This is a genomic window from Bacillus sp. UMB0893 (assembly GCF_002858905.1).
In the GTDB taxonomy this organism is placed as follows: Bacteria; Bacillota; Bacilli; order Bacillales; family Bacillaceae; genus Bacillus_P.
In genome coordinates, this window is the sequence record NZ_PKLB01000010.1 from 20,910 (window position 1) to 42,030 (window position 21,121).

The window sequence follows — 21,121 nt, forward strand, 5'->3', positions numbered from 1 at the left end:
AAAATCTGATTTAACGGCGTCATTTCTAGCTTTCAAGGGGTATCTCATATCATAGCCGCGGAGAATTTCTGGCTGGAAGGCCGGCTTTTTACACCCTTTCACCCCGCTGAAGGGTTAAAAAGTTGGACTGCAGGACAGAAAATTCGCAGCAACTAACATAAAGGGGCTTTGAACGAATGTGAAAACCCCGATCGTCGTCCTTTAGAACTTAAAATCACCGCTCACACCGAACCCCAGGCGCTAACATACGCCTCTGACGTCCTCAGAGCGCCCGTATGGCGGTTTTAAGCGTAAAGGAATACTAAGACAGCCAAGAGCCCTTAAAACGTCTCTACGGCTCTCCTACGCAGTCAGAACGCTATCCTAACTCCGTACGTGTGGCTGTGGCGCGTTTAAAGCGTCAAATTAGCCGTCTTTGGGGCGTCCGAGGGTAAAGACAGCCGAAAGCCCTTAAAACGCCTCTGAGGGCTTCTGAGGGGCATATACGGCACAGTGTTGATTTTAAGGTCGTTTTATGCAACGAAGACCGTACGAAAAAAGAATCGCAATCATTTCCGAGGGGCAATGTTAGGGTCAGGCGTTTTGATTTCGATTTTGCCGATAATTCTCGGAGGAAAATAAATAATCCGGAAACGAGCCAACGTCGACTCAAACAGAACTTAATTATCAATTATAACATTTTAAATGATAATACAATTAGCACCTAGTACTAAGTTCAAAAAGGCGCTTGCCGCCGTCAATTTACAAAATAAGCCCGCGTCTAGCCGCTCTTAACGCATGTCTCACTCGTTGCCGCGAGAAAGAATTCCGCCAAAAGCAGCGACTTGGTGGAGCTCACGCCTTCGCCTAAAGAGCACAAAGTAACCGTGAGAATTTCGGAAATTTTAGAGGAACGGGGTTTAAGTCAGAAGAATATGGCTGGAATGACCGGATTAACAGAAGCGACAATAAGCCGTTTTAAAAAGCAGGATTGTTTTGACATTGCCACTTTGGTTGCGGTTAGTAGGGCTTTGGAGATTTCTATAGAGGATTTATTTTATATCACAAAAGAAGACGTCCAATAAAGGCGCCTTTTAATTTTTGGCTGTTTTAAACATGAATGTTGATTTGAACAAAAAAAGAGACCACTTAATGTGCTCTTCTTTAGTGCGTCTTCGTTGACTAACGCACCCGTTAGTTAAACAATAACCTAAATCTCTTTAATACTAAGTAACATGTCCAATCAACATAAAGATTTGGACATATAATGTATTGAAATAAAATAAATTAGAGGAGTTGACGCAATGGGATTAATGAATAGCTTAAAGGATTTATTAAGGAAGCTTAAATGTAAATTTAAGTGGAAGTGGAAGTGGAAGTGTAAATTTAAGTGTAAGTGTAAGTGTGATGTGTGTCCACCTGCCACAACACGCAAGGAATCACCTGAATGTGAACAACGTAGACAAGATGTTAGTGGAGACGTCTTTAATGCAGATAATGGATGGCAAATTGGTTTCGTTAACGAGTTGATGAATTTTAATGATACAACAGACAATTCAAATCCTAATAGTTGTGAAGGTGCATTTGGGGCTGGTTTTCATTTAGCAACGGTTGAAGAGTTTGATAACCCGTTTGTAAGAGAGACTGTAACTGAAATTCTACAACCCGGTTGCCCTGTGTTAGTTTGGACTACGAATAATGGAATACCTACTCTTGCATATATTTTGCCAGGGTGCCCCGATTTTATAATAATAGCGCCGACACCATCCTTAAGTTGTCTTGCCTACCATATCTGTATAAACTCAGGAGCATAAAAGTTCGAAAATGGTATTTATATTTTGCAAGTAGCAGATAAGTAGAGACAATCCGGTCTTGCCTCTTTCACTGAACTATCTTGCGAATTTAATTGTATAACAATATAGGCTGTCTCCTAACAGCCCAATATACCATTCCTTATTCAACTAAACTGCCCCGTTACTTGAATAAGTAAAAAGCGACCTTCTTTATTAAAGAATGGCACCCGTTAGTTCAATGAGAAAAGCTGCCTTTTTTTGACGGCAGCTGGATCTTATACTCTTGCACCCGTTAGTTCACAAAGAAAGTCACCTTAAGCAATTATGCGATTTTTATAGAGTTACCAAACAAGTTTACCTTTACCATTTATTATTTTCCATTTATCCTCTATTTTTTGAACATTATAAACGATATGATATTGGTGTTTTATTTGTTCCCAGCCCTCTTTCGCTATAATGGTTACTTCTAACGTTATTCCTTTCTCGTTAGACGTTGCGTTGATATACTTAATTTGATTTATCACATCTACGTATCCGTCCTCAAAGGCTCCATAAGGCTGTCTAGATTGCCAATCAGTACCCCAACATTCATAAGCTAGTCTGTATGCACGTGTATTGACGTAGTTAAAATATTGAACAATCAAAGTTTTGGCTTCTATTTCTTCGGTTGTATCAAAAGTTGTAATATAATTCTCCGCTACGTTAATATCTTCGGACTGTTTAAAAGAATAGGTTGCAATCTCATCATCTGTGGAATTGTTTGTTACAGTTGCATCATCTACAGAATAGTCAACTACTGTAAAATCAGAACTATCATTGAAGTTGTTTTCTGTATCCCAGTATGAAAATGGATTAAGATAATTAGAATAGCTAGAAGAATTGTAATTGTATTCGGGATATCGTTTTGTACCTAACTGACCTGTGTAGGGATTAGTGTTTCCGAACGTTGAAAAATTGTTAGAAAACAAACCATCAGGATTACTGCGATAGTGTGGTTGTACATAGGTGCCATTATTTCTAAAATATCCTTTAACATAAACATCCGCATAAACTTGTGATGCGCTCCCCAACATTAGGAGTACCAAAAGGATAAATGTACATCTATTTTTTCTCACTTATTACCACATCCTTCCTTTTGATAATGATATATAAAACAAACCATGTCAATGGTTAAACAGGCGCTCTGTTAAATATAAATAACGACAATTAAAAGTTGAACAAGAAAATCAACAACATCCTTTAACAGAGCCTTATTTTATATGAAAATCGCAGCAACTAACGTTATCCCTACAATAACCACAATATCTCTTTCTATTTCCGTAAATAGTCGTTGCCTTACTACATAACTCGCGTAAGTATCTTTCACTTTAGTAATTTCGATTTTACCCCAGCGTGATTCGAATTCCTCCGCAGTCGGTGAATCGGATTGTTTCGTTGAGGCAAATCGCCCCTTTTCGTCGCGTGTCCTCTGCTGCATTGACGTCCTCGCCCCTTTCTACTCCGATATAGGTCTGTTCTAGCCAATATCCGTGCTGATTGGCGCTCCAAGTGGGCGAGGGAAGAGAGACGTCTTTCTTTTTATAGCGATTGAGGATCTGAAAGTATTCCTCCGAGTGGCCAGCAGTAAAAAGCGCTAATCTTATCAACTGATTCCGGTCCAAAGTCGTTGCGCTAAAGAGCCCATCGATATATTTCTTATATGCGCCATCACAGCGTATTGTAGGCCGGTACATTGACGTCTTCCTCCATTAAGATAGCTTCGAGTACTTGACGTCCCTGTTCCGTCAAATAGACGTCTTGCTCCGTTAATAGGATAATCGCGATTTCTTTAGTCATGGTGAAAACCTCCTCGTATTGACGCCTCGTTTGACGTCTTAAGAGAGTTTACGCAGCACCGCTTGTCCATTATTCACAAGTATTTTTGAAAACTTTCACAAGTAATGATTAAAGATAGCGCGTCCTGGCGATAACTGAACGTAAAAAGGTATCGAGGAGTGCATGATATGTTTGGATTTGGAAAGCAGCGGTCACGTTTAGGGAAATGGCTCGACAAGCGTGGAATTTCGCAGGAATGGTTAATGAAGAAGTCAAAAGTAAGCCGGAATACGATCAGTAAGCTAGCGTCAGGCACTAACGAATATGAACCGTCATTGGGAACGATTAAGAAGTTAATGTCCGCGATAAGACAAGTGGATCCTGGCGCAAAGACTGACGATTTCTTTGACGTTTAGATGTGGCGCTTTTGTTGGAGAGACTTCTGGCGTAAGTAAGCGCTAATTAAATGGCGGCCCTAGTCATCTATTGCGCCATCACAAATCGCTCTCTACCGGGCTAGGATTGCGCAAATATATGGCAAAAAGTTCGGGACTATATTACTTATATACCGGTGGAGATGTGTTGTCATTTACAAAGATATTTCTAGAAATTTACAATAGATTAAAATTACCAAGTTATAATTTCCTTATATTCATTTTGGAGGTAATTATATGGGAGATACGAATAGCGCAAATCGAAATGTTTTAGAGTTTATGAAAATAGGAAAAGTTCGCCTCGACATCTTTGAGTATCCGGATTCATTCGAGGTTATCGGAAAAGTAGGTAGATGCTCATACATAGCCCGAGGAAGAGATAAATGGAAGACCATTAACAAAGCCTTCGTTAATGTGGCGCGATTACACCGAGAATTAGAAGAACAATCTAAATAGCTCATAAACGAAGAAAAACGCCCCAACCGGCGAAGGTCAGGGCGCTTATTTATTTACCAGGAGATGCGATGAGTCCCTTTCGCCATTGCACCGAATGCTTTTTCATTGTCCTGCGAATCTACCGCAGTTAAAATAACGGAGTATTGATCGTAAACTTCTCCGTAATAGTCTTTCGTTGGTCCTTTACCGTCAAGTCTGATTGTCAGGCTGCGTGCAAAGTTATCGAGCGCTTCTTTTGCCGCTTCGCCAGTAGTTGCGCTATTTACAACTAACGCCATACTTATTTCATCGCCTTTGACGGAGACTGCCGCGTCTTCAACTCCGCTGTTACCTTTCACGGTATCAATGGCCATATCGATAGCAAACTGCGTGATTTCAATTTTATTATCTTTCGGCTTAGATTCCGCTTTTTTAACGGACTCCTTCTTTTCTTCCGTTGGCTTAGCGGTTGTTTCTTCCGACTTCTTATTTTCCGCTTCTATCGGTTCCTCAACGTCCGTACTTCCGCAGCCAGTTACGATAATTCCTGTGATAATAACGACAATAAGCCAAAACCACCAACGATGGAATATTTTTTCATTAGGTTTTACCACCTATAGTTATCCCCCCTATGTATCGAAATCCTAAATTAACCATAATTATATATTTACTCCATTTATATAACTACATGTTTTCTAAGTGTTTTTTCGACATCCGGGATTTTTAGGCTTAGGTAAGTTTAAAACCTTTCTTAACCACATCTTGATAATAGCTATTGAGATTAATAAAAGATTGGTACTTAACATCTTTGTCTTCTTTAGAATTCACAATTAACTCCATTTTATTGATAAAAAATTCCCTTAGAAATGGGCTAATCTGCGCCTCTAAATCTTCTTTTAAATCATAAGTGCTAAAAAGACTTTTTGGAGGTTCCTTACTTTGAAATTTAATAGGAGAAAAATCCTCATCTTCGTCCGTTGCACCCTCAATCACAAACTTATTATCCTTAAAAATCACCAAACCCACCTCTTTTCAATAAGTACATTAAATATATGATGCTTGGACTTTAATTAATTCCTAAAAATATAAAAAGAGCGCTCATTTGGCGCCCTCACGTTCTTTAATGTATTTATATAGCGTTGTTTTGCTGACGCCAGTTTCTTCCGTTATCTGCGGTACAGTGTATTTCTTGCTATCGTACATTAAAAGCGCCTGCTCTACTTTTGATTTCTTCGCGGAAGGTCTGCCGCCATGTCGTCCGCGAGCTCTTGCCGCTTCTAGTCCGGCTTTCGTACGATCGGAGATGATATCGCGCTCTAGCTCCGCAATAGAAGCCATTGTACGAAAGAAAAAGCGTCCCATCGCGGTAGAAGTATCGATGCTGTCCTGGATAGATACGAACTCGACGCCTTTAGCTTCGAATAACTCCGCAAGTTCAATAAGATGCTTCGTTGAACGCGAGATACGATCGAGTTTATATACGACTACTTTATCACCCTTGCGCAATTTATCAAGTAAGCGCTCGAGCTGCGGACGGTCTTTCTTAGTTCCGGATAATTTCTCTTCGAAAACTTCGTCGACTCCGTATTTACCGAACGCATCAAGCTGCATGTCTAGCGATTGATCCTCCGTACTTACTCGCGCATATCCAAATATCATCATTACCGACCCCTTTACCGTTGTTTTTTATCGTTACCTTAATAGTACGCTAAATGGTTGAGGATGTCAATAAACGAACGATGATTATTTTACGTTTTTCGGAATTTTAATAATTCTGCGGAAATTTTTTCGAGGATGACGTTTGGGTGCCGAAAAAAGAAGGCGTGCCTCTATTTCCGTTTTTTACCATCTGACATTTCAAATCCTGTGAGTAAAGTTCCGGTACAAGATCGCGACTTTTTCGTTTTGCCTACCCCGCCGGGTGTTTCATTTTTGCGCAGGATTCGTTCGGAAAAGGTTAACACAACAATCAAACTGCACTTTGATAAACGGACGACTTTGTGAACTGTTTAAGCATTCATTATCGTTCGTTCGAGCGCACTTATCAATCGTTCGAATAACATTCGTTTAACGTACTGTGCATGCGCTTCTCATTGCCGGACATTGGGCGATCGCAGCGCTAACCCTATGAGTTCGGAGTGTGCGTCCGATCCAGCCTCGCACAGCCGGTAGGATTGCGCCATACATTACGCAGGATAACGTCAGGCATACGTTATTATACCGCGTTCCTTCTATTATATACAGGTAGGGGGTATACGTTAGGTAATGCGGTAGCCTCTATCGCCCTGGAATAACGCTCATAATCGGCAATTATCGGAAAGAAAAGTTTCAGCGAGAGTCCACGTCCGGACATTACAGCCGGCAAAATGTAACGTTTTGTTCACTATTGTAACTACCCTTGCGCAATCATATCAGTAGGTCAGCCGCATTAAGTATACGGATTGCTGCGTTTACATCGCCAGCTAACGCCATCTGAGCGAGGTCATCTTTACGCGGATATTTACGGTTAATCAGCGCTTTCATGCGCTTGTCGTACGCTTGCTGAAAATCCTTACGTTGCTCCCACCGGTAAAGCTGCATACGTGATATTGCGCATTTCTCCGCTATCTTAGCGCGAGTCAGACGTTTCCCATTAACGCTCATGAGAAGTTCTATCGCGAGATAATGGCGCTCATCCAACGGAGGAACTTGCGAAGGTTGTTTGCTGCGTTTTTTCATTTTCGTTTATCCCCTTTCGATTTATTCTCTAACGCTATCCTTATTAACGCTGGACGGATCGCTAGATAGAAGTTCTTTAGCGCTTCTTCTGACGGTTTATTCATATATGTACACCTCCTCTTATGCGAAAAAAGTCGACAGCGTACCGGTATGAAACATTGTAGCGTAACGGTGCTATGTTGTATAATGTCGATATATCGTATAAGAGGTCGTTGTAAAACCGTGTGCGCACGCCATTCTTGGCGAATGACATTTCGGAGAAGATATATCGGACGCTGGCAGCGTAGAGGTCATCGGTTCGATCCCGTTATGCTCCATATCCGAAAACCCTTGTGCAGCAAGGGTTTTTCTTATTTTATATATTAGTAAACCTTTACGAATTAAGTCGTTCTTGACGAAAATTGAAATCACTCTTTTTTCATTTTGCTACATATCACTCTTCCAACCATTTTTTAGAGTAATGGACTTATGTGGATTAGAACAACCGTATTGCAGGGTGCAGATTTTTAAAATGATCGTTATTTATTGTATTTTATCTTTGGAATGTGTAATTTAATTCCTATTCAAATGATAAATTAGTTGCACAACGCCGGAGGAGAATGTTCTGGTATTTACCATTTTTAAATTCAACCTCTGTTTTATATCAATAAATAACGGTTTTCCTTTGCCTAAAATAACAGGGTGAACAGATAATCTAAATTCATCAACAAGCCCCAAATTGATAAAAGTAGTAATAAAACTTGCTCCGCCATATAGCCAGATGTCTTTACCAGGCTTACGCTTTAATCTATTTACTTCTTCAAGAATATTATCATTTATGAATATTGCTTTATTATCAGTCCCTTTTTGCGTTCTGGAAAACACATATTTTTCTTTACTATGAACTAATTCCCATATTTCCTTTTCAGTATCAGTATCTTCAATTTCTGGAGTAAATTGTCCCCATAAATCGTAGCTTTTTCTTCCATATAATATGGTATCAATTTGATTTAAGAAATTAATAAACCCCATCTCAGAGTCCATTATACACCAATCAACTTCCCCATTTTCCCCTTCAATAAAACCATCTAAAGTAACTGCTAAATCTAAAATTATTCTTCTTGGTCCTACGTTTTTGGACATACTTCTTCCTCCCTGTAATCAACTAGAAATTGTTTCCCCAACCAAATTTTTTATATTTAATTATATACAGCATGTATTTCTGAATAATGTGATGTTATTCAACTAAATCTGTCCTTTACTTTAATAAGAAGAGGCGACTCTTTGATAAGCAATCGCCCCCTTAAACAGAAGACTCGATTTCAAGATAATCTTAACAGACATTAATATCGATCTTCAGTTACTGCACCCTTATATATCCTAGTCACAGGGTTCTTACCATAGACCGCAAAGCACCATGATGTCAATGATTCTCCTAATTCGAATGCTCTTCTTTTATGATTTAAATGTAATGAATTATAGGATTTCTATATACCCTTCTGCTCCATTCACCCTGATCCTTTGTCCATCCTTGATCAGCTTCGTAGCATTCTCCACACCTACAACTGCTGGAAGACCGTATTCTCGGGCAATGACAGAACCATGGGTCATCAAACCGCCTACTTCCGTAACCAAGCCTTTGATAGATACAAACAGCGGTGTCCAGCTAGGGTCGGTAAAGGCTGTAACCAATATATCTCCCTCTTCTAAATTCGCATTTTCCATATTTAAGATGACACGTGCTCTTCCTTCGATAACACCGGAAGAAACAGGTAGACCTACAATAGCTTCGGCTGGGAGATTTTCTCGTTTGTGTTTACCTACAATGATTTCACCATCAGACGTGATAACACGTGGCGGAGTTAGTTTTTCATATAATTCGTACTCGTCTTTTCGTTTGCTGATGATCTGGTAATCCAATTTATTTGTGAGTACGACTTCGCGAAGTTCTTCAAAAGTGAGATAGTATATATCTTCTTTTTCATGAATAACGCCCGCTTGTACGAGTTGTTCGGCTTCTTTCAGTAAAGCCTGCTTATAAATGAAGTAGCGATTAACCATGCCGTATTTTGGATATTCCCGATAACCGATGAAATTTCTGATTAGGTCGATCATTCGTTTTGTTTCTTTGGCTTTTTGTTCACCATCCGGTAATTGCTTCAATCGATCTAATAACTCTTGTTCTTTTTTCAAAGCTTCCTGTCGCCCTTGCTCAAATTTCCGATTGCTGGCATTAGGCTCAAAGTTTTTGATATTACTAAGAATAACGGGGACAAGTGTAGTTGGTTTTTCGCTCCAGCGAGTTTTAGTAAGATCGATTTCTCCGGTACATCGCATTCCGTATTTACTGAGATAATCATAGATAGCGTCTTGGGTTTCCTGTCCACCTTCAAACTTAACCAGTTCATCCAAAAAGTTATCATCTTTTACATGTTGTAAATAATCAATTACTTCTGGATAAGGACGAATCACATCTGCGACTTCCAATAGCGCCAGACCCATTTCCGAAGTAATATTGTTTGGTACAGATTGAGAAAGTATGTCGGCTGCGTTTTTTTCACCTAACCACTCGTTCATATTTTTATTGATCCAGGATGAAGCATCTATAGCAGCCATAAACACAGCTGAACTTTGTGGGTCAAATAAAATCTTCTTTAATATCTGGATATCTTCCAGAATAAAATCAAATAAATCCGATCCTAATTTCGTTTGGATGTTTTGTTTTAACTCTTCTATTGATGTTTGACTACTCTTAATCAAATCAGAAACGATTGTCGGGTCGTTTTCGATTTGTGCCCTAGAACCTGCAGACGACACACTTTTATTGCTTTTACCGGAACTCGGTTCTTGCTTATCATTTGGTAAAGATTTTATGAAATCTCCCCGCTCAATTATGGTCAAAAGTGCGTCTTTCATGAGCGGATCGTGTTGTCCCATGGCATCTAATAACATTTTTCTGCTGTCAGGTGAAGCCAGCATAGGTGTAACATCAACAAACAACCTTCCACCGGCTTTACGCATGGGTGCAGGAGTCGTTAACAGGAAAAAAGACAATCCCAGTGGTTTCATGGGATCGGTCATCATTTGTTGATGACCAACAGATACATAGACGTGATTTTCTTGATCATTCGCTTCAGGGATGGGGTATAAAGTAGTGATTGGACGACTCTGGACAATATAAAATGTATCATCAACCAAACACCATTCGATATCTTGCGGATAGCCAAAATACGCTTCAAGCTTTCTACCGATCCTTTCAAGCTTTAACACTTGCTCATCTGAAAGTGTAGATAGATTCTGCTGACCCGGCTCAATTTCCTTTTCCTCCGTTCCGCCTTCTTTTCGTGCATATATAGCCAACTTTTGGGTGGAAATCGTCTTCTCCACAATCCTGCCTTCCTGCACTTTATAATTGTCCGCAGACACTAAGCCAGAGACAAGCGCCTCACCAAGTCCAAAGCCAGCATCGATCGACAGCATCTTTCGGTTTGAGGTAACTGGATCAGCTGTAAATAGTATTCCGGAAGCTTGTGGAAAAATCATCCTTTGAATAACAACAGACAGATAAACCTTTCGATGGTCAAATCCGTTTTGCATGCGATAAATTACTGCGCGATCAGTAAATAATGAAGCCCAGCACTTACTAATATGTTGTAAAATTGCATCTTTTCCTTTGATGTTTAGATAGGTATCCTGTTGACCAGCAAAGGAGGCATATGGAAGATCCTCGGCTGTAGCACTTGAACGAACAGCATATGCATGCTCGAAGCCAAAAGTTAAGAGACATCGATCGATATCTTCTTCGATCCCCTTCTCGATCTCAATCCCCTCAATCAGCTCACGGATCTTCCTGCTAATTTCACTAATTCTTTCTCGTTCGTCCACTTTTTGAACTGCTAGTTGATCCAGTAATTGATGAAGCTCCTCATTTTTCCAAATGACTCTTTTATATGCCTCAGTGGTAACACAAAATCCCTCTGGTACAAATATTCCTTCAATCCTCGAACATTCGCCCAAATTCATCCCTTTGCCGCCGACCGCCATTTGTCTCGTGTTATCGATCTCCCGAAACTCTAGTACATATGGTTTCATTTTTTCCCTCCCATTTATCGCTCAATACCAAGACGAATCATATGACAAAAATTGTTCATATGATTAACCCATTACGCTGTCCACTCGTTCTTGCTCCTGGACATGTTCATAACAAACACTCCTTTTAAAAAAATAGGTGTTGACTGATAAGGATTTTTTGATGTATAATTAAAATAGGGGATAATTTATACATAAAATCAATTATCGGTGTATCTATATAAATTTACCACAGTTTCTCATTTTTATCAATGTATTCACACGACCATCCAAAGGAAGAAAAACCCCATTTTACAAGACAATTGACTCACACTAAATGATATTCAAATATCCAATCATTTAGTGTAGCGTCAGGAAAATATGGTTTCACAACGTTAAAAAATTCCAATATTAAAAAGCCCATTTTCTTAGTATTAATATTTAGAAATTGGGCTTTTTTCGTTTTTTAGTTGCTTAACGTTATAAATCCGCGTTTTGCTGGCGACACCCCTAAAAGAACAAGGTCTTGAAGTCATTGTCTTGAAAAGAAAGGATTCTAAGTATTCTCCAGCACACGATCTAATGATTGATTAAAGGTTATTAATTATCAAAAAATGAGGACATTAAAAGTAAATTTGGCGTGCTCCTTTCTTTTGAGGATGGTTCGCCAGCTGGGATTATGGAGTTCATGAAACCTTCAGACCGTAAAAAGCATTATTATGTAAATAAAGACTCGTTGTTGATGAAAGCAGCGACTATATATATATCTAAAACCGAAGCTAAAAGGATTCGCAGCCTTGCAAGAAAGGGATTCTTACGGATACCTTCTTTTGAGCATTGAACAGTATAAAAACACTCCAAATCAAGCCCCCTTTACTTTAAGTCTATTACTTCAAGTTGACCAAAGAATAACTCTATTCATTGATGATTGAAACGCCATTTTAAAACATTTGGGTGTGGTGGGTTGACTGTTTCGTTCATATCAGTTTAATAAGGAACTATCTATTGACATACAAATAATTACAAGATAGAATCAATACATACATATGAATGTATGTATTGATGGAGGTGATATTTTGGCACGTAATAAATATCCTGAAATAACGGTACAGAGAATATTAGATGCTGCAACGAGACTTTTCCTTGAAAAAGGATGGGACCAGACCACAATCCAAGACATTATTGATGAATTGGGAGATTTAACCAGAGGTGCGTTCTACCATCATTTTAAATCTAGGGAAGATATTATAGATGCAGTTCTCAAACGATTGGCTTCGGAAAATAATCCTTTTGAACAAGCAAAGAAAATGGATGGTTTAAATGGTTTAGAGAAACTAAAAACTGCTTTTCATCTTTCCTTTAATAATAATAACGAACAGGTTGATGCGATCAAGTCTATTCCATCAATTTTAAAAAGTCCTACACTTATTGCCAATCAATTAATGGAATGTGTCAGAATTGGAGCACCAAGTATACAACAAGTTATTGAGGAAGGTGTAGAGGATGGTTCTATTTCCGTTCACTATCCAAAACAAACTGCTGAAACTCTTGTGTTACTATCGAACATTTGGTTGAGTCCGATTATTTTTTCAGTAAATACAGAAGAATATATGCAAAAGGCAAAACACTTGCAAGAACTATTTAACGGTATTGGTTTGCCAATTATTGACGACCAATTACTAACCTCTCTTGAAACGTTTCACAGAGAAAACTTCAATTTAAATAGGCTGTCATAAGGCAGTTTATTTTTTGAATATATACATACATATATATGTATGTTGAAATTTAATCATTTGGAGGAAGACATTAATGACAAATGAGTTTGCTGTAAAAGCAACAAGCCTAGTCAAAACCTTTGAAGGCAAAGAAGTTATAAAGAATTGTAACTTGACTGTTCGAAAAGGAACGATTTATGGTTTCTTAGGAGCTAATGGTTCAGGGAAAACAACTGTTTTTAAAATGTTGATGGGATTGCTTATACCTAATGCTGGGAATATTGAAATCTTAGGTCTTGATAGTATTGAAAATAAAAATAAAATCCTAAAAAGTATAGGTAGTATTATCGAGATTCCAGTGTTTTATGACCATTTAACTGCAAGCGAAAATTTGGAGCTTCACCTGTCCTATATGGGCATTGCAAATCCTCACATTGACTATACCTTAGAAATGGTAGGGCTTAAAAATACAGACAAGCTGCCAGTTTCTAAATTTTCACTTGGTATGAGGCAAAGACTTGGAATTGCAAGAGCCATCATTCACAAACCTGAGATATTGATTCTTGATGAACCTATTAACGGATTGGACCCAATGGGCATACGTGAAATGAGGGAACTATTCCTCAATCTTGTAAAAAATCATAATATGACAATATTAATTTCTAGCCACATTTTAAGTGAGATTGAACATATTGCAGATACCATTGGAGTTATTGTAGATGGAAGGATTGTGGAGGAAGTATCCTTATCATCTATCAAAGATCAATTCCCAGATGGATTAGAAGACTATTTCTTCGATATTATGAGTGGGAAAGGAGGGAAGGTAATTGCTTGATTTAATAAAACTTGAACTTAAAAAAATTAATATTCGTACATATATAAATTCAACGATTGTGATTTCAATTATCTTGTTGGGATTAATTTATATGATTGCTTTTATACCACGAGTTGAGACAAACGATCCAAATATACACATATTTTCTGGATACAAAAACATCATTACCTTATTTGGCATACTCAATATGACTGTCTTTTGTATATTAGCTTCGGTTATGTATTCTCGATTTGTGATTGAAGAATATAAAGGGAATCGTGCAGTACTTCTCTTCTCTTATCCAATAAGCAGAAGTAAAATCTTCCTTTCAAAAGTGATGATTGTTTCTATATTTACAATAATCTCAATGTCGATTAGTAATATCATCATTTATTTTATTTTTGGTGTGAGTGAAACCTTTTTACCTTTAGTAAATGACAGTATTACATTTGAAGTTATAGCTAAATCGATTATGACAACCATTATTATGGCTGCGACTGCAGTTGGTTTAAGTATCATTTCAATGGGAATCGGATTTATAAATAAATCAGTACCTACAACTATCGTATCAGCGATTTTATTTTGTTCCTTATTTAGTAATATCTCTGGCGCTTTAAGATCCATTACACTTTCTACTATTTTTATGTCAATAGCAATAATAGCTGCAATCTTTGTTGCAAGAAATGTAATGAAAAAAATTAACCTTATGGAGGTCTAACTGATATGGATCAAACTATTGAAAAATATATAGATAATCTCTTGGGTAGTTATGGTCCCCAACTTTTATCCGGTAATATTATTTAGGTATCCTTGTAGCTTTAGTAGGTATTATATTTATGGTGAATAATGTAGAACAACTTCCCCCAGGGAAGAAAGTCATTAATAGATACAATGGAGATAAGGAATTAAATATAACTTCCTTGTGGGTAATATAAAGATTAATTAAAAAGAAAAAGAAGGAGGATTCTCCTTCTTTTTCTGCATTTTTTTAAAGGTCTTCAATTTTCTATATTTCATTATCTTCCAGTGTTTTTATAAATATCTATTGAAGTCAATCGTTGCAGTAACTATTACCTGAATACAAAAAAAATGATAAATGCAAAAGATATACTCAAAATTTAGGAGGTATACTTTGAGGAAAATAGAATACATTTTCGGGATCATACTTGGCTTTTATTCTTTGTAATCTATCAAAGTTGGTTCCATAATAAGCCGGTCCGAAATTCCGAATATTCTGATCTGGAGAATTTACGTAAGCCCCTTCTACGAAAGGATTCAACAGCTGGTGTGTTCTTGCAACCAATGCAAGATTCCTTGATGCCTCAGAGTCTTGAGTCCAAGTTGTATTCCACTCCAAATAAAACTTCGGACTGCGCCAAAAAAAAGCAGTCGCCTCATATGAGATTCTCCTTAAAGCGCCGCCACAGTTCAGAAAAAGGAAACTGGATTCGGTTCCGGCCGATTCTTCTAGGAAACTGCGTATGATCTTGATTGCTTCATCCGGAAACAGAGATGTCGCCCAAGCCGATGAAAATTTATTATTCTGGTCTGATCTTCCAGGTATTGGTTCATCTGGTAACAAATATTCAACAACATTCGGATAGGACAAGTTTTGGATAAACACCTTTGTTGGAGTACCTACGCTTATTAAAGGCTCTAACAAGCTAGTTAGTTTCGGTTTTGAACCCAGAAATAGTCCTGTTGTATGAAGCAGCCCATTATTTTTAGAGAAAATTTCCAACGTAGAACCTAGTCGGCTGTCAACAAAAGGAGCCCATTTTTGCCACGCCTTGAAAACTTTCTCTAGTTGGTTCCATGGCCAAATAATTTCGAATACTGTTGCTTCAGCGGGGGCATGGTGTAACTTGAAACTATATTCAGTATTAATGCCGAAATTACCGCCGCCTCCACCGCGAGAAGCCCATAGGAGATCTGAATTGCTGTTTTTGCTTGCGTATAAGACTGTTCCATTGGCGTCAACCATTTCCAATCCAATGAGATTGTCACTGATCAAGCCAATTGACCGCTGAACTACCCCCATCCCTCCACCCATGGTGATTCCGCCAATTCCAACGGTTGGGCTATCTCCGAATGGGACCATGAAGCCTTCCTGTGCTACTTTCTTTACAAGTGGACCTACATTGATGCCAGTTTGGACGATAGCTAATTCTTTCTCCCTAATTAACCGCACCTTTTTCATATCACTCACATCGATAACAATCCCGTCTTTTACCATTGAAAGATTTTTGTCCAATGCATGTCGTCCGCTCCGTACCCGTATCAGCACATTGTTCTTTCGTGCCCATTTTATAGCATTTGCAACATCCTTCGTGCTTTGAGCAAAGACAAATACAAGGGGAAAGGTATCAACGTACGGGTTCCAGTTTAGGCGTGCCTGTTCATATCCTGGATCTCCTTTAAAGATGACTCGTCCTGTCAGTCGTATTTTTGATCCCATCTATTCAACTCCAACCCTTAATATTATTTAGTATTCGGGCTAAACTATGAAATAATTATTTTCCGATTTTCCTATTTTTCTTTCTTCGTTTATAAATTTCAAAAAATGTATCAATACATCATATGTAATGTAAATAATAAAATATGCAGCCAGACTGAGATTTAGATTATCACCTAACTGAGGGAGTTGAACAAGCACCAATTTCCAATGGTTCAGAATAGGGTACACTTAAGAATTTCTCTATTGTTTTCTTTAATTTCCTTGCACAATCGCACTATATATCAACCGCAAAAAAACATTTGAATTTGTCATACAGTGCTTGTAATATTTATAACCTTTAGGAAGAAGGCAATTATTATTGGAGGTTATAAAGGAGCGGACAATATGATTCTCTCTAAATTTGTAAATGAACTCCCCATTCCCCCTATTTTAAAACCTCGATGGAAAGATCGATTTCATACTTATTATGAAGTGAATATGACTGAATTTAAGCAGTCACTCCATAGTGAGTTAAATGATACAACTGTATGGGGATATGAAGGCAGTTATCCAGGTCCTACAATTGAAGTAGAGAGCGGAGAAAAAGTATTTATTAAATGGATTAATAATCTTCCAGATAAGCATCTTTTCCCGGTAGACTATACGGTGCATGGTGCCCATGCGGATGTACCGGAAGTACGAACGGTAGTACACGTTCATGGCGCTAGTGTTGAACCGGAAAGCGATGGCTATCCTGATGCGTGGTTTACCAATGGATTTGTAAAAGTCGGTTCAAAATTTAATAAGGCAGTATATCAATACGATAATAACCAGAAATCTGTTACTCTATGGTACCATGACCATGCAATAGGGATCACCAGACTAAATATATATGCTGGACTGGCAGGTTTTTATCTTATAAGAGATCAAAGGGAACGTTTATTGAATTTACCCAGCGGAAAATATGAAATCCCTCTTATTATCCAAGACAGATCCTTTCATAAAAACGGATCCCTGTATTATCCAAACCAGCCAGATAAACCAATAAAGGGATTAGAAACATCCGTCGTTCCTGAATTTTTTGCCAACACCATTCTTGTTAATGGCAAAGTATGGCCTTATTTAAAAGTGGAACCGCGAAAATACCGATTCCGGCTGTTAAATGGATCTAATTCCCGTTTTTATAGAATCAAGCTTGATTCAGGACAACTCATTTATCAAATCGGAACGGATGGAGGCTTAATGGAATATCCGATCGGGATCAAAGAAATCATACTGTCTCCAGCAGAAAGAGCAGATGTCATCATTGATTTTACCAATCTTGAGGGAAAGAGAATTATCGTGACAAATGACGCTCCCGCACCTTTTCCAGATGGGGATCCTGCAAATGCGGTAGGCACAGTGATGGAATTTAGAGTCTCACTTCCTCTTACAAATATTGATACCAGTGTTATTCCGCAGTATATGGAACCTTTTTCAAAGCTGAGTGAACAGTCTGTTTCAAAGGAAAGATCCTTAACATTAAATGATAATATGGATCAGTACGGACGGGAATTCATGTTATTAGATAATAAACAGTGGGCTGACCCCATAACAGAAAACCCAAAATTGGGGTCCACTGAAATATGGGAGCTCATCAACTTAACTGATGATTCACACCCTATTCATATTCACTTAATTGATTTCCAGATAATAGACAGAAGAGCCTTCGATGCAGAAAGATATAAAAGGGAGAAAGTAATCCATTATACTGGTCCACCGATGCCTCCAGAACCACAAGAACGAGGATGGAAGGATACAGTAAGAGCCAATCCTAAACAGGTAACCCGAATTATCATGAAGTTTGGACCTTATACAGGATTGTATGTTTGGCACTGTCACATCTTGGAACACGAGGATTATGAAATGATGAGACCGTTTATAGTTATCAGATAACACTCGTAAAGAGCCTCCTTTAAAGCAGGGAGGTTTTGCCGATCCCTTTCTTGTGATGGAGCCTTTCGAATTAGCTGTTTTCATTTTTTTGTTTTGTAATGGATTTTATAAAAAAGGCTTTGTTAAACATTAATGTTGATTTTGAACAAAAAAAGAGACCACTTAATGCGGCCCTCCTCTTTAGTGTGTCATCTTAAACTAACACACAATTTACAATATTTAACAATCCTATTTTCTTGGATAAATTACTATAAATAAATGTTTGATATATAAAAAGGGGAACACCTGCTAACCAGGAAGTTCCCTTTTTATTTCGCGAGATAAAAATACACCAAAACAACGATTAAAAAAATAGGCTGCGGTTAGGGTTTTCAAACTTTTTTCATCCGACAACTTTTACATAACCACAGGAGTTACATTGAATGAATATGGATGGCTACCAGCACCTACGATTAAAAATTTTGTATTCGCAGCACAAAAAAGGCAAATTACAATAAAACTCTACCTAACCACTATAAACACTATCACATGTTCCAGGTTTTGGTTCATAATAACAATGTTGTTTAAATTGACCAGCAAAAGGTTGACCGTACCATGTTGGAGGGCATGGAGCATATGGATTAAAATACCAAAGAGCATATTTCCCTGGGTGCTCTCTCCAATAATCCAAATTCTGTTTTGCTAATCTTTTTTCAACAGTTCTCGCTCTATTGTAAAATACATTACCTTTTTGAACAGCTTCAAAAGAATAATTTCCTCCTTGTACATGAAAAATGACTTGTGGAATTGTTCTTAAATTTTTAAAGTCTAAACAATTTGCTACACGACGATTAACAATTACATTGCCTACATATAACATTCCTTGTTTTCCTTCACCTTCGGCTTCTGCTCTCATCATCCTTGCCATTAAGTTAACGTCTGAACTTCGGTAATTTACTCTTGGCATTTTTTCACCCCAAAAATATAGTATGAAAAAAAGCCTACATTGATGTCATTGTTTATAAAATAAGAATGCTAAGTTTTTAAAGCTTACAGTTTTTAAGTAAGATGAAAACTATGGCATTCTTTTTTATACAACTAAACTCCGTTTGTTGAACAAGAAAATAAACAGCATCCTTTAACAGAGCCATAAAAAAAGAATGCTCTTCTCGTAAAGTTTGTTGCTTTTAGAAAAATGGTTAAAACCTTTAGTGGATTGTAGCGGAAGGCACTTGACTCCTGCGGGAAATAGAGGGGAATGGGAGACCCCACAGGCATAGCCGAGGAGGCTCCATCCCTCCCCGCGGAAAGCAAGTGCCTGCAGCGGAAATCCACGGGTACATTAATAACCAAAAACAACAATCAATGCGAAAACAGCCAAAAAGAAAGAATGAAATTAAGAATGCCAAAAAGCAGCCACAATCTTAGGGATTTAAAATAGGAGTTGCTGCAGCAGCTCCATTTTTAATAGTTCATAATATAATTTAACCCTTTGTTTTACAGCAAAAAAAGAAGCCGAAGGACTTCTTTTTCGTTAAGAACAATAATCCTTATTTTTTAACTCCCAGACTTAATAAAGCTTGTTTGACAGTTGCCATTGTTTGTGTGCCGGAAAGATTCACCCCAAGCTGGATCGCCACCTGGGCAAACTCTGGTTTTATTCCTGTCATAATAGGTGAAACACCAAGCAATTTCATTACAGTATTAATCTTTAGTAAATAATCGGCTACGACTTCGTCGAAGTTATATATCCCAGAAAAATCAATAATGATAACCTGCACATTTTGCTTTTGGATTTCTAAAGGAATACTTTCCAGTAATTGTTTGGATCTATCAGAGTCAATAGAACCGACAAGGGGAAGAACGGAAATTCCATCAAAAACAGGTACGATAGGAGACGATACTGCATTAATTTCTCTCTTGTACTGTTTCTCTGCTTCTTTACGCTTTGTGATATCTCTAAGAGTTGTTTGAATGGCTCTCTTATCTCCAAATAAAACAGGATGACAGTACAATTCTACATCAAGCATCGACCCATCCAGTCTAAAAATCTTTTCTTCAATTAATTCGCCAGGCACATTTAGACTCATCGACTTTTGTATTCTTTCTTTTATCGCCTGTTTACTGTCCTCGCGATAGCGATCTAATAAACATGAACCTATGATGTCTGCTTTTTTACCCTTTAAATTATTTGCACCTGATTCATTGATGTACAGGATTTTGTAATTGGCGTGAATAACGATCGTTTCTACAGAGTACTCAATGATTTGACTATACATCATTTCCTTTTCCAGAACGGGTTTATATGTGTTATCTGATACACTTTTGTTCATATTTCCCACTCCCAACCATATAAACTCATAATCTATAATGGTATAAATTCGACAATCGAACGAAAAAACCTTCTTCTTCTGGGAATGGAGGGCTTGTATTGCAGCAAAAAAAGAAGCACTGCGGCTTATATTTATCTTTATGCTTTCATCCAGACCATTCCTCAATGATCGTGAACGTTTGCTTAAGATCGCCCTGGAACATCAATTAGACATGGATATTCTAGGAAAGCCCCCATGCTTTACAAATTATTTCAAGATTTAATGATTTTCTCAATACTTTATTACAATAAATAAGACGCTATCCTTGTTCTGGGGTAAGCGCTCGCGCTCATTAACTAAAATCTGAAATTGTTATATACATAAATAATTCCTCTCTTGTTATCTAGACTATGCGTACCGTTAAACCTCACCTCTAACCCTGCTAAACAAGAACTCACAACTATCATTTTATATCACCTCAATCTATTAGGACCTAATTAACTACCCGATCAAGCTGGAAAGTTGCTATTGGATTTGCTTAAGCCATCAATAGGTTTTTGGCTGAGGTGAAAAAATAAACTAACTAATAGAGCTTACCAAAAGGTGAACTTTTCATAGACTTAGAAACGATGAAACGATTTCATTAACCTCTATAGCACTCCCTTTCAGTTATACAAAGTATTTAATTGCTTTTATTTGCTGCTCCTG

General features: G+C 37.9%; 20 protein-coding genes. 8 read left to right on the forward strand and 12 right to left on the reverse strand.

Features of this window, described 5'->3' with window-relative positions:
* Positions 1 to 827 precede the first annotated feature (827 nt).
* Together CYJ36_RS24545 and CYJ36_RS20135 are read left to right on the forward strand one after the other, a co-directional pair.
* Positions 828 to 1,064: a helix-turn-helix domain-containing protein gene (locus CYJ36_RS24545; protein WP_257962583.1), complete on the forward strand. Its 237-nt coding sequence runs from the start codon at positions 828 to 830 to the stop codon at positions 1,062 to 1,064.
* Positions 1,065 to 1,283: 219 nt separating this feature from the next.
* On the forward strand, positions 1,284 to 1,793 hold the full coding sequence (locus CYJ36_RS20135) for a hypothetical protein (RefSeq protein WP_101569058.1): 510 nt from the start codon (positions 1,284 to 1,286) through the stop codon (positions 1,791 to 1,793).
* A gap of 320 nt (positions 1,794 to 2,113) precedes the next feature.
* Here the strand turns inward: CYJ36_RS20135 and CYJ36_RS20140 are convergent, their stop codons facing one another.
* The 3 genes from CYJ36_RS20140 to CYJ36_RS24550 form a co-directional block, all read right to left on the reverse strand.
* The gene (locus CYJ36_RS20140) at positions 2,114 to 2,887 is read right to left on the reverse strand and encodes a hypothetical protein (protein WP_101569059.1); all 774 of its coding nucleotides are present in this window, start codon (positions 2,885 to 2,887) and stop codon (positions 2,114 to 2,116) included.
* A 140-nt stretch (positions 2,888 to 3,027) separates the two neighbouring features.
* The gene (locus CYJ36_RS20145) at positions 3,028 to 3,249 is read right to left on the reverse strand and encodes a hypothetical protein (RefSeq protein WP_101569060.1); all 222 of its coding nucleotides are present in this window, start codon (positions 3,247 to 3,249) and stop codon (positions 3,028 to 3,030) included.
* 230 nt (positions 3,250 to 3,479) lie between these two features.
* Positions 3,480 to 3,608 (reverse strand): hypothetical protein, encoded by a 129-nt coding sequence (locus CYJ36_RS24550; RefSeq protein ID WP_257962570.1) that lies wholly within the window; start codon positions 3,606 to 3,608, stop codon positions 3,480 to 3,482.
* A 167-nt stretch (positions 3,609 to 3,775) separates the two neighbouring features.
* On the opposite strand from CYJ36_RS24550, the gene CYJ36_RS20150 reads away from it, so the two are divergent.
* Positions 3,776 to 4,003: a helix-turn-helix transcriptional regulator gene (locus CYJ36_RS20150; RefSeq protein WP_101569061.1), complete on the forward strand. Its 228-nt coding sequence runs from the start codon at positions 3,776 to 3,778 to the stop codon at positions 4,001 to 4,003.
* Between the two features lie 255 nt (positions 4,004 to 4,258).
* Positions 4,259 to 4,477, forward strand: coding sequence for a hypothetical protein (locus CYJ36_RS20155; RefSeq protein WP_101569062.1), 219 nt, complete (start codon positions 4,259 to 4,261; stop codon positions 4,475 to 4,477).
* Positions 4,478 to 4,530: 53 nt separating this feature from the next.
* Here CYJ36_RS20155 and CYJ36_RS20160 read toward each other — a convergent pair whose 3' ends face one another.
* The 6 genes from CYJ36_RS20160 to ppsA form a co-directional block, all read right to left on the reverse strand.
* Positions 4,531 to 5,070, reverse strand: coding sequence for a hypothetical protein (locus tag CYJ36_RS20160; RefSeq protein WP_101569063.1), 540 nt, complete (start codon positions 5,068 to 5,070; stop codon positions 4,531 to 4,533).
* 115 nt (positions 5,071 to 5,185) lie between these two features.
* Positions 5,186 to 5,473 carry a hypothetical protein gene (locus CYJ36_RS20165; protein ID WP_101569064.1) on the reverse strand — a complete coding sequence of 96 codons (288 nt, stop codon included), beginning with the start codon at positions 5,471 to 5,473 and terminating at the stop codon, positions 5,186 to 5,188.
* 81 nt (positions 5,474 to 5,554) lie between these two features.
* The gene (locus tag CYJ36_RS20170) at positions 5,555 to 6,115 is read right to left on the reverse strand and encodes a recombinase family protein (RefSeq protein ID WP_101569065.1); all 561 of its coding nucleotides are present in this window, start codon (positions 6,113 to 6,115) and stop codon (positions 5,555 to 5,557) included.
* Positions 6,116 to 6,862: 747 nt separating this feature from the next.
* The gene (locus CYJ36_RS20175; protein WP_101569066.1) at positions 6,863 to 7,174 is read right to left on the reverse strand and encodes a phBC6A51 family helix-turn-helix protein; all 312 of its coding nucleotides are present in this window, start codon (positions 7,172 to 7,174) and stop codon (positions 6,863 to 6,865) included.
* 552 nt (positions 7,175 to 7,726) lie between these two features.
* Positions 7,727 to 8,296 (reverse strand): dihydrofolate reductase family protein, encoded by a 570-nt coding sequence (locus tag CYJ36_RS20180; RefSeq protein WP_101569067.1) that lies wholly within the window; start codon positions 8,294 to 8,296, stop codon positions 7,727 to 7,729.
* 333 nt (positions 8,297 to 8,629) lie between these two features.
* Positions 8,630 to 11,245 carry a phosphoenolpyruvate synthase gene (gene ppsA / locus CYJ36_RS20185; protein WP_101569068.1) on the reverse strand — a complete coding sequence of 872 codons (2,616 nt, stop codon included), beginning with the start codon at positions 11,243 to 11,245 and terminating at the stop codon, positions 8,630 to 8,632.
* A 1,052-nt stretch (positions 11,246 to 12,297) separates the two neighbouring features.
* On the opposite strand from ppsA, the gene CYJ36_RS20190 reads away from it, so the two are divergent.
* From CYJ36_RS20190 to CYJ36_RS20200, 3 genes are all read left to right on the forward strand, one after another.
* Positions 12,298 to 12,957: a TetR/AcrR family transcriptional regulator gene (locus CYJ36_RS20190; RefSeq protein ID WP_101569069.1), complete on the forward strand. Its 660-nt coding sequence runs from the start codon at positions 12,298 to 12,300 to the stop codon at positions 12,955 to 12,957.
* Between the two features lie 73 nt (positions 12,958 to 13,030).
* Entirely contained in the window at positions 13,031 to 13,771 is a 741-nt protein-coding gene (locus CYJ36_RS20195) for an ABC transporter ATP-binding protein (RefSeq protein ID WP_101569070.1), read from the forward strand.
* Positions 13,764 to 14,468, forward strand: coding sequence for an ABC transporter permease (locus CYJ36_RS20200; protein ID WP_101569071.1), 705 nt, complete (start codon positions 13,764 to 13,766; stop codon positions 14,466 to 14,468). The genes CYJ36_RS20195 and CYJ36_RS20200 overlap by 8 nt, the downstream gene beginning before the upstream one ends.
* Positions 14,469 to 14,861: 393 nt before the next feature.
* Here CYJ36_RS20200 and CYJ36_RS20205 read toward each other — a convergent pair whose 3' ends face one another.
* Positions 14,862 to 16,208: an FAD-binding oxidoreductase gene (locus CYJ36_RS20205; RefSeq protein ID WP_101569072.1), complete on the reverse strand. Its 1,347-nt coding sequence runs from the start codon at positions 16,206 to 16,208 to the stop codon at positions 14,862 to 14,864.
* 384 nt (positions 16,209 to 16,592) lie between these two features.
* On the opposite strand from CYJ36_RS20205, the gene CYJ36_RS20210 reads away from it, so the two are divergent.
* Positions 16,593 to 18,122 (forward strand): multicopper oxidase family protein, encoded by a 1,530-nt coding sequence (locus CYJ36_RS20210; RefSeq protein ID WP_101569073.1) that lies wholly within the window; start codon positions 16,593 to 16,595, stop codon positions 18,120 to 18,122.
* A gap of 505 nt (positions 18,123 to 18,627) precedes the next feature.
* Here the strand turns inward: CYJ36_RS20210 and CYJ36_RS20215 are convergent.
* Both CYJ36_RS20215 and CYJ36_RS20220 read right to left on the reverse strand, forming a co-directional pair.
* Positions 18,628 to 19,068 (reverse strand): cell wall hydrolase, encoded by a 441-nt coding sequence (locus CYJ36_RS20215; protein ID WP_101569074.1) that lies wholly within the window; start codon positions 19,066 to 19,068, stop codon positions 18,628 to 18,630.
* Between the two features lie 583 nt (positions 19,069 to 19,651).
* Positions 19,652 to 20,434: a PAS domain S-box protein gene (locus CYJ36_RS20220; protein ID WP_180850507.1), complete on the reverse strand. Its 783-nt coding sequence runs from the start codon at positions 20,432 to 20,434 to the stop codon at positions 19,652 to 19,654.
* Positions 20,435 to 21,121: the final 687 nt, after the last annotated feature.

Excerpts from the sequence above, each read along its gene's own strand:
- CYJ36_RS20210 (WP_101569073.1), top strand. The coding sequence starts at position 16,593 with ATGATTCTCTCTAAATTTGTAAATGAACTCCCCATTCCCCCTATTTTA.
- CYJ36_RS20215 (WP_101569074.1), bottom strand. The coding sequence starts at position 19,068 with ATGCCAAGAGTAAATTACCGAAGTTCAGACGTTAACTTAATGGCAAGG.
- CYJ36_RS20195 (WP_101569070.1), top strand. The coding sequence starts at position 13,031 with ATGACAAATGAGTTTGCTGTAAAAGCAACAAGCCTAGTCAAAACCTTT.
- CYJ36_RS20145 (WP_101569060.1), bottom strand. The coding sequence starts at position 3,249 with ATGCAGCAGAGGACACGCGACGAAAAGGGGCGATTTGCCTCAACGAAA.
- CYJ36_RS20170 (WP_101569065.1), bottom strand. The coding sequence starts at position 6,115 with ATGATATTTGGATATGCGCGAGTAAGTACGGAGGATCAATCGCTAGAC.
- CYJ36_RS20180 (WP_101569067.1), bottom strand. The coding sequence starts at position 8,296 with ATGTCCAAAAACGTAGGACCAAGAAGAATAATTTTAGATTTAGCAGTT.
- CYJ36_RS20220 (WP_180850507.1), bottom strand. The coding sequence starts at position 20,434 with ATGAACAAAAGTGTATCAGATAACACATATAAACCCGTTCTGGAAAAG.
- CYJ36_RS20150 (WP_101569061.1), top strand. The coding sequence starts at position 3,776 with ATGTTTGGATTTGGAAAGCAGCGGTCACGTTTAGGGAAATGGCTCGAC.
- CYJ36_RS20205 (WP_101569072.1), bottom strand. The coding sequence starts at position 16,208 with ATGGGATCAAAAATACGACTGACAGGACGAGTCATCTTTAAAGGAGAT.
- CYJ36_RS20155 (WP_101569062.1), top strand. The coding sequence starts at position 4,259 with ATGGGAGATACGAATAGCGCAAATCGAAATGTTTTAGAGTTTATGAAA.
- CYJ36_RS20175 (WP_101569066.1), bottom strand. The coding sequence starts at position 7,174 with ATGAAAAAACGCAGCAAACAACCTTCGCAAGTTCCTCCGTTGGATGAG.
- CYJ36_RS24550 (WP_257962570.1), bottom strand. The coding sequence starts at position 3,608 with ATGACTAAAGAAATCGCGATTATCCTATTAACGGAGCAAGACGTCTAT.
- CYJ36_RS20135 (WP_101569058.1), top strand. The coding sequence starts at position 1,284 with ATGGGATTAATGAATAGCTTAAAGGATTTATTAAGGAAGCTTAAATGT.
- ppsA (WP_101569068.1), bottom strand. The coding sequence starts at position 11,245 with ATGAAACCATATGTACTAGAGTTTCGGGAGATCGATAACACGAGACAA.